Below are 8,562 nucleotides of genomic sequence, written 5' to 3' on the forward strand. Positions count from 1 at the left end.
TTCAACATTGCCAAACCTAAAAAAAAGGATGGATGGGAAGCGAGCACCCTCTTAAATCAAAGGCGATCGCTACCAGATATGCCTTACTCAAGTCGTTCGAGTAAGAAATCCGCTACCGCTTTATCAATGCCTTCAAGTGTGGTGTGATTATGAGTAGAGCTAACTACGGTGTAGACGATACGTTTATCCTCTGAGAAAACTACTTGTTCGCCTGGCTTAAATTTCGATTCGGAGAAGAAGCGCTGCTTCCGTTCTTCCTCTAAAAAACGAAGCTCTTCTTCTCGCTTAGCTTTTTTGACAATATTTTCCGCTGCTTGTCTTTTAGATGTAATTACCGCTCTCTCCTCTTCCTTTAACCCCCACCACACACGATGATGTATTCGTTTAATTTCTTCCGATGAATATTCATCACTGAATGAAAGAGCGAAAGAATTCATTAGGGGCAGAATTTCTTCTACTGACGCTGCAATGAGTCTACATTGCCACTCACGAATTATTTCTGGGTCAACCAAGTCTGCTTGGGAGAGTGAGCCAGTTTCAGATGGTGGTGAGCCAGTTGGGGGGTCAGTTGGCTTGCCAGAAACCCTTGCTGTGTCTACATGGTGAGCCAGTCTGGTCAGTTTTTCAAATTGTTGTCCTTTTTCTACATTTTTTTCGCTACCCAAATCCGGAAGAAGATCAGACATTGGGGAAGAAATTTCATTTTTTTCATTGAGTTGAGAAACTGACCAGACTGGCTCACCATCGTTACTGGGAGCGGGTTTTTGGCAAGCCAACTGGCAAGACATTGCCTTACCATTGCCTTGATCTGCCTCACCAGAGGGCGGAGGCGGAGGTGAATTGTTGCTGCCATTGGGTAGGCCCTCTCCGTCATTTCCTTCGCCAAGGAATCCAATCCCTGACAAAGCCATCTGGTTTTTTCCAAACGGAACCCTTTTTGCTTTAGGAAATAATTCTTGGAATCGAGCAAGAACTTGATTGCAACCTTTGACGTTGCGATCGCCTCTTCTCGGTTGATCTGCCCAGATAGATTTCGGCTTGCCGTTTCCACCGACTTCAAAAGTCAAAGTTCCGTTTGCAATGTAAAACTGTTGCAATCTTTCCCAGATTTCCTGAGCCGTCACCACCCCACCGACTTTGTAATCCAGTTTTACGGACTGGCAGAATTCGGACAGATGTGAGTTTTCGGCTTGGATTTCTTGCAGAGCCTGTCGGGTGCATTCGTAGTCAATCCCATGCTCCATCAAGTCTACTAACGCCTTGAGAATGCGATTCAATAAAGCTGGTACCACCTGAGTTCGGATAAATTCTGGATCGTACTTAAATCTTGGATCAGCTTCCAGTTCTCCCTTCCGTGGGTCAGCGTTCACCTTAAAAGTTTTGTTAAACGTCAAGACACAGTAGCGGCTGAGAATCGCTTCTTGGCTACCTTGCAGATTCGGGGTGTCATTGACATTGAAAATGAAGACTGCCCGTGGGATGAATGGGATTGCATCCTTTCCCTTTAACTCTCGTAGTAGTGTTTCGCCGGTAATACCAGCCTTCAGGCATTGAATCTTGTCTAATTTTTCAAAATTAGAATTCTCTGATGACCAGACTACACGGAGTTTATCCAAGCCAGCTAACCCAAATTGCCTTCCTGCATCATAAGCAGCAAAGTTACTGAGACTGATACTGCCTACCCCTTGATGCCCGTAAATTGCTGACACCCCTTCCCTTACGGCATCTTTCCCGTTCCCACCGTGTCCTTTCGCTATCACCGCTCGGACTTCGCGCCCTCTGTAGCGCCGAACGTTTGTGAAATCGAGGCTGGCAGCAATCGTTCGCAACAATATTTCGAGCTGTGGTGGATCTAGAACCTGCAACAACCTATCGCAATGTTCTGGATTGGCATCAGGATTGTATTCAGCGCAAGGCGGGTAAAGATAGTAAGCGTCCGGGGTATGCTCAACGAGTTCCCAGCTAGGTTTGTCTTTGTCCCAATGAATTTTCAAGATGCCATTAGTGCAGTTGAGACCGGGTGGATTTACCAACGCTGGATTCTTAGTTAGGTTCATTTTCACCCAACTGAGAACCTCTCTAGCCGCTGACGGTCTTGCATAAGGAAACCGAGTATCCCCTTTTTTTGTTGTGACTGGATAAGCATTTAAGTAATGACTGAGCTTTTGTAGTTCAAGAGTGTCTGGTCTTTCTTCGTAATGAGTTCCCACCCATTGATATAAAGTGCCGTCTACACAAATCCAAGGGTTATCTACGTCAATGTAGTGATGCCTGAATGCTATCTGAGTAATTTCAGTCTCAATTTCCTCTAACGACTCAGGGCAGTCGTCTTCATCGTCCTCATCCCACTGAGAATTTGTGTCTATTTCAGGAGAAGCAGATTTCTCTGTTGCCTGAGTCTGTCCTTTCCCTTCCTCTCCGGCTTCTGTCGGTGATTGCTTGGTTTTCTGGTCGTCCTGCCAAGTCTTAGCGAGATTCCATATTTCTTCATCCGATAGAGTCGCACCAGGATTAGACTCTCCTTCTTTCCATGCCCTATCCCAGTCTTCATTCTTCCAACCTTCAGGAGGTTCGGAAGAGCAGACAGAACAGTAGTTTTGGAATAGAAGCCAAGCAGAGCCACTCATGGGAATACCCAGTACATTCATCCTTTTTGCTGTGCCAATGAGGTTCGCTGCCAACCTAGCACCAACAATAGGGCGGTCCTCCCCAACTACTCCGTTACTTCCAAAATCCCAATTTCTATCAAGAAGAGATCGATCCTCCTCTTTAATACATTGTTCAAGTGGCACTTCACTCCATCGTGCCTGAACCGCCCGGTGAATGTACTGCTCTAACTGTGTAATAAATTCTGCTGATTCCATCTCTTGTAAGATATCGGCTACATCCGCTTTATTTCCTAACTGAGCTATATCCCCCTTGCTTGCTAACTGAGGGGAGATTGCAAGCGGATCGACAATTAGAAGATTTAATCCTCCATTGACACAGGCATCATAAACCGCCTTTGCCTTTTTCTCCCCAGTGTCATCGTTATCTTTTAGAAAAATCAGGCACTTGACTGGCGAAGCTTTGATTACCTCCACCATTCTTTGTAGCTCTTCTTTTGACCAGTTGCTTCCTTGCAAAGTAATAGAAGCTAACCCTATGCTGCGAAGAGCCTCTACACATTCCTCTCCCTCGGCAAATGTTAGGGCAAGTGCTAGGTTGGAGTCAGATGCAGCAGCAACACTTAACGCTTCGTCGATACGATATGGCTTCCAAGGTTGACTTCCTTTATTCCACGCTGTCTCCCCCTTTTTGTCTCGGTGACACTGACTGAACTTTTTCGCTCGTCCTTTCGGGCAGCTCAAATCCTTCCACTCGGTTCGTACCACCCATTGGGTTTCTGAATAGCTGTAGATAAGCTCTTTTGTGTCGCCCCGCCTTGCATCAAATTTTGAGATGCGTTGTGGTCTATCGGTTGCGGGTGCAGGAAGGCGTACCAGTGTCAGATTTTCTGGAATGGGCTGAAGCGCAGGTTTCTTTTTTAGGACAGGCTTACTTTTTTTTCGTTGAATAATGCGCTGCAAGCGATCACCCTTTTTACCTTGTTTGTCTGCCCACGGTGAAAGGGCTTCGCGAATCTTACTTGGGGGACAATCTCCAGAAAAGCACTTATACGCTCCTTGCAGTTTTCCTGGTTTTTCTTGGACGGAGAAATCATTTTTCCCGCATACCGGACAAATATACTTTCCGTTCTTCGCCTTCTCAAGTTTTTCGAGATGGTCGAGAATATTAAATTTTTCCGGATCTGATGGCGATTGGGATAGGGGTTCTGGATTTAATGGCGCTTGGGACGAGATTTCTGGAGCTGATGGCGCTTTGGATGGTGTGGGAAAGGGAAACGACATTATTTTCCTCCTTGGTTTACGAAGGAGGTAGTCACCCGCTGATTTTTTGATTCATGCAGAAATTTGCGGCATCACCGGAGTCATTAACTAGCCAACCAGTCCTTGAATATCGGTCTTGAATCTCTCTGGTTAAAACGTACACACATGGACATTTACCGGGACTCAGGGTTATCATGTGTGCATAAGATTTAGAACTTAACAGTTCTTTATTGGGGTTGGTGGGTCTTACTTTCCGGTAACTTCGGTTCTTTTGCATGAACCAGTTCTGGCGGGCGACTTACCTCCTTTTTTTTTGCTTATTTTTAGGTTTATTATCGTCGGAAATAAACCTAAAAGAAACCCATTAAAGTATGGCTTTTTAGTACAAGTGTACTATATAGTAACTCGTCATTTTTAGCAAAGCTAAGTGATCTTTCTTTGGTAAGAAGTTTTAGTGTGATCGCTCATGACTTCTTTTTGTTGTCACTAGGCTTTGGAGGTAGTAAAGCTTGATTTTGCTCTAAGAGCAGTCTTATGGCTTCTTCTAAAGCTTCGCTTTTGGTGATTCGTTTAATGGCACATAGCACTCCGAATTCCCTTGCTACCTCAACGGGAACGTGACCGCTTACTTGTGCATAATCTGGGTCGTCTCGTTTTGTCGTCAAAATCTCACTCTGCATATCTATTCCTGAATTCATTTTGTCACGAGGAGTAATATTTGTTTAATTTCGTGAAGTTAGGAGTTCACGAATTTGCGAACTCATGCTATCGTAACAAACATAGACGCGAGATGGCGCAGAGAACACATAAGGCGGCTATAAGCAACATTGCCCCTACTGCCTAAACGCAAACCCCTCAAACGCCTAATCCGTAAAAGCTTTAGCCAATTCAAGTAAGGAATCAGGACAATGACCCTATCCACTGAGAAGCCGCAATACGGCTTCACAACGCTTCTTAATGTCCACCTTCGCAAACGATTACCTTTAGATGGCGGAAACCGCTTCATCAAATACCTTGACCCACTAAACCGAGTGCGAATTCTGCCATCGGTTGTCAAAGAGTTGGAGTCCTGGGAAGATGCAGAACCCGATGACAAATCAGTTGTTATTGCAGTCGATGGACACCGCTATGTCATTGGTCAACTCGCAGCAGAACTGGGAGGAAAATCTGTTTTCGAGGAAGATAAATGTGAACTCGCTTGGTTATTGGCACTGGCAGCAATTGAACCAAACCTAGGACAGAATCAAGTTCTAATTGAAGTTATGGCAGTGGCGCTACCAGACAGCCGAAACAAGCAAGCTATCGCTGCCATTAAACGAGTTGAAGGTGTGAAAGACTTCACTCGCAATGGTGTCAATATCGTTGCAACTGTTCGCCAGGTTGAGCCGTGCGATGAAACCCGACCTGCTTACAAGTTTGCTAGATCGAAAGGATTATTCCGTGCGCCAAATAAGGTTAATGGGATTTTAGATTTAGGGGGCGGAACTGGAATTGGACGGCTCTACGCTCCTAACGGCACAATGATTCGTACTGCCGATACTTTGCTGCCCGGTACTTATCAATTAGCTCAGAAAATTGCAGGAGCGTTGTTACCGCAGCTCGGTTATTCACCGGAACTGCGATTGATTATGGATGCGATCGCAGACAATTCCTATCTCTACGGAACCACTGAAATAAACTTTGAGCCAATCTTCCAAAAGTGCCGTGAGCAATGGATTGGGGAGGTTCGTAGCAAGCTAAAAGTGGCTTGGACACAGCAGCTTTCAGATTTAGGTGAAGTGCTAATTATTGGTGGCAGTGCAACCCTTGCTCAACCGCTGGTGGAAGCAACCAAGGGACGATTTAAAATTGCATCCCATCCTAACGTTTCTAACTTTGCCCAGCTAATTTCTCTCTACGGAATGGGGATGGAATAATGCCAACCCAAACACGAGTTGTTCTTAATCCCTCTGTTCAACCGATTGCAGAAGAAATTAAAGCAGTGACCAGCTCTAGCTCTATCAGTGAAGTTATCACCCTAATGCTGAGTCGGTATGGCAAGCACTTTATCGCTTGGTGGCAGTCCAACCCTCATCAATTTGAGTTATCCGCGATCGCACCCTTACAAGACTTTCCAATTCAACAGACAGATGTGGTTGATTTATCAACGCCGATTGGACTTTAAAAATTTTGTCAGTAACCAGTGGTTACAAGCCTGAGAAACTTCACCGCTGGTACTGGCTCCCTAAACCGAAGTAAATGGAGTAATTCAATCATGACATTTCAAGTTGGATTTCCGAGTGGGCAGTTTGCCGCGCATGGCGTCGATTTGGACACGGCGATGGCGCTAGAAGAGGCTTTCCACCGAGGCACAGACTCCCAGCGAATCATTGATCGCATTGCCGACCCAGCACTTCGAGCAAAGGTACAGCGCATCAGTGACAAGCTTGTAGAACACCCAGCGAGAGGGCAGAGAAACTCAGAAGAATCTGTGAATTGGGGCTATGTCATGGAGCGTGTCCGCCGATATAACCAAAAGCCCTCAGATGACCTGCTGTACAGAATTGGTACTCACTGCGATGTGTTGTCGCCAGAAGACCTCGATTTGATTCGGTGCCATCAGCAGGGTTATCTCAATCCAGAGCAACGCTTTCGGGTTTTGAATTGGGTTGTCTGCCAGAGGCTTGAAGTTCAGGGTGACTTGGTACTGCTCCTTTTTGGAAGAGAACAACTAGCTGGATGGTTGGAGCGCTCGCAACAAGCCTATCCAGATTTTGAATTTTATCTAGCATTTAAAACTCTTCTCAAAGAAGAATCAGGAGTGGAGTCGGGTATCTGTTTCACCCTGCACTGGACACCTCTTTCAGGCGCACCAGAACCGAACGTGGAATGCGATTTTCCTTGGAAGCTGGATTGGGAACCTGGCGATATGTTTTGGGCGGATTGGTTTCCCGGTGGCAATCAATTTGATTTCAATTTCAGTGTTTACCCAAACCAACAAAGTTTCGCAACACCAAACTCATTCTGTGAAGAAGGCGATCGCTACACCACTCTCACCGACGAAGAAGCGGATCTAATATCTGTTGCCCAAGTCCTAAGACATTTCGCGGCAGTTCCGGCTTGAAAAATCATGAAACACGCGATAGCGCTTGCAATCGGAGGGATTCTGTTAGCCCCTAGCTTTCACCTGGGCAGCGCCAGAATGTTCTTCCACCGAATCAGAAACGGGATGTACCAGAGGGAGATTAACCAATGAAAGATTACATCGGACTTGCTTTGATTTTGGCGGGAGTCGGGTTTTACTTCATGACCAAGCAGCCACAAACCGATCCTAAAGATTTAGTCATTGAACAGCAGTATCAGCGCATCCAAACACTTGAAGCTGAACAGCGAGGAATGGAAAGAGCGCTTGGATTGAGTCGATAAACCACAAGCGTTCGCTCTGTTATTAAGGGCGCTCGCACATTACTTAATTAAGGAGTCATCATGGATTTTTCATCAAATAAAAGCACTGCCATCGTCAAGTACGAAGGGAAAAAGTCTGGTATCCACAAAGTACATTCGTTAGATAAAAACCTGGTTGGCTTGACTAAGAATTACTTCGGTATTGACCTCGAACAGCTTCCGAACATGACCGACCAGCAGCTAGCAGAATACACTGATAGAGCGCACGCGATGGATAGATTAATCGAAGTGTTACCCATTCTAGAAAAGCACTTTCAAACCTTAATTCAAGGTCAGGTTGCTTACGAGCAATTTGTCGCCAACATTCAGAAAGATGCTGCCGCTGCTGCCAAGAAAATTGACCAACAAATCCTTAACGTATTCCTCGCTGGAAAGGGCTACCAGTAGCACATTCGGCTCATGGGAGAAAAAGCCGCGAACGGCGGCCGACTAATTGATGCAGAAGGACGTAGCGCTCTCACTTTGGAACGAATGGACTTCCAAACTGCGTTACAGATTGTGGCACGTCGGCACCAAAACAGCGCACGTCGCATTCAAAAGAAAATCCCTCTTATGGAGAGGCGGGAAGCGCTAGCCGAACAGGTAAGAAAAGAAAAAGAGGAGCGCAAAGATTTAATCGCCAATGGCTCTCGTTCCTCGCAGAAAAAAGGATTCTGGCAGGGGATTGGTGACTGGTTTAGCGGTCGTTAATTAACGGTAAAAGCTGATGTTCAACCCTAGTAATCATCAGCCTCACCACGAGGCTGACTTTCTTTCTGATGAATCTCACGTTAAAGAAAACGATGCAATCAAATCCTATCGAGTAGTTGGGAATGTCTCTGAGTTCGGATTGTATTTCAGTGGTAGCTTAGCATTTGCTTTGTTGTGTCGGATAATTCCAGGAATGTTAATTAGTTATGCCCTTTTAATTGCTTGTGCATCTGGGTATCTTGTCTTAACTGGAAAAGAAAATCCACAGGTAAGCAGCGTCATTGGGCTGGCAATCCTTATCTCAATTATTGCTAGCTTTTGGGATACAGTCCATTCCATCTTTTTAGTCGTAAATCCTTTGATTTGGATTGGAATTTGGCTGGGATTGTTTGCGCTCTTTTTATCAATATTTATCAAGAGGGCAGCACGATGAATCCAAAGTTACAGCAGATTGCAGGTATATAGAGTACATTGAGGTCAGTGCATGAACAGGTAGAATGAAACCTTACTCCATCGACTTTCGAGAAAAAGTAGTCAAAGCATACGAACAAGAAAACAC

The 8,562-nt window shown here is 45.4% G+C and carries 9 protein-coding genes; 7 read left to right on the forward strand and 2 right to left on the reverse strand.

Annotated elements, in window-relative coordinates:
- Nucleotides 1-83 precede the first annotated feature (83 nt).
- Both NDI44_RS28050 and NDI44_RS28055 read right to left on the reverse strand, forming a co-directional pair.
- Entirely contained in the window at nucleotides 84-3,890 is a 3,807-nt protein-coding gene (locus NDI44_RS28050) for a DUF5906 domain-containing protein (protein ID WP_190416300.1), read from the reverse strand.
- A gap of 443 nt (nucleotides 3,891-4,333) precedes the next feature.
- Complete coding sequence (locus tag NDI44_RS28055; RefSeq protein WP_190416301.1) at nucleotides 4,334-4,549, reverse strand: hypothetical protein; 216 nt, start codon at nucleotides 4,547-4,549, stop codon at nucleotides 4,334-4,336.
- 228 nt (nucleotides 4,550-4,777) lie between these two features.
- On the opposite strand from NDI44_RS28055, the gene NDI44_RS28060 reads away from it, so the two are divergent.
- The 7 genes from NDI44_RS28060 (at nucleotide 4,778) to NDI44_RS28090 (ending at nucleotide 8,436) form a co-directional block, all read left to right on the forward strand.
- Nucleotides 4,778-5,785 (forward strand): ParM/StbA family protein, encoded by a 1,008-nt coding sequence (locus NDI44_RS28060; RefSeq protein WP_190416302.1) that lies wholly within the window; start codon nucleotides 4,778-4,780, stop codon nucleotides 5,783-5,785.
- Nucleotides 5,785-6,033, forward strand: coding sequence for a hypothetical protein (locus tag NDI44_RS28065; RefSeq protein ID WP_190416303.1), 249 nt, complete (start codon nucleotides 5,785-5,787; stop codon nucleotides 6,031-6,033). Before NDI44_RS28060 ends, NDI44_RS28065 begins: the two co-directional genes overlap by 1 nt.
- A gap of 90 nt (nucleotides 6,034-6,123) precedes the next feature.
- Nucleotides 6,124-6,972 carry a hypothetical protein gene (locus NDI44_RS28070; protein ID WP_190416304.1) on the forward strand — a complete coding sequence of 283 codons (849 nt, stop codon included), beginning with the start codon at nucleotides 6,124-6,126 and terminating at the stop codon, nucleotides 6,970-6,972.
- 128 nt (nucleotides 6,973-7,100) lie between these two features.
- The gene (locus NDI44_RS28075) at nucleotides 7,101-7,274 is read left to right on the forward strand and encodes a hypothetical protein (RefSeq protein WP_190416305.1); all 174 of its coding nucleotides are present in this window, start codon (nucleotides 7,101-7,103) and stop codon (nucleotides 7,272-7,274) included.
- 60 nt (nucleotides 7,275-7,334) lie between these two features.
- Complete coding sequence (locus NDI44_RS28080; RefSeq protein ID WP_190416306.1) at nucleotides 7,335-7,700, forward strand: hypothetical protein; 366 nt, start codon at nucleotides 7,335-7,337, stop codon at nucleotides 7,698-7,700.
- A 12-nt stretch (nucleotides 7,701-7,712) separates the two neighbouring features.
- The gene (locus NDI44_RS28085; protein WP_190416307.1) at nucleotides 7,713-8,003 is read left to right on the forward strand and encodes a hypothetical protein; all 291 of its coding nucleotides are present in this window, start codon (nucleotides 7,713-7,715) and stop codon (nucleotides 8,001-8,003) included.
- Between the two features lie 16 nt (nucleotides 8,004-8,019).
- On the forward strand, nucleotides 8,020-8,436 hold the full coding sequence (locus NDI44_RS28090; protein ID WP_190416308.1) for a hypothetical protein: 417 nt from the start codon (nucleotides 8,020-8,022) through the stop codon (nucleotides 8,434-8,436).
- The last annotated feature ends 126 nt before the right edge of the window (nucleotides 8,437-8,562 follow it).

Origin of the sequence: Trichocoleus sp. DQ-A3 (assembly GCF_039961975.1) — a bacterium.
In the GTDB taxonomy this organism is placed as follows: Bacteria; Cyanobacteriota; Cyanobacteriia; order Cyanobacteriales; family FACHB-T130; genus FACHB-T130.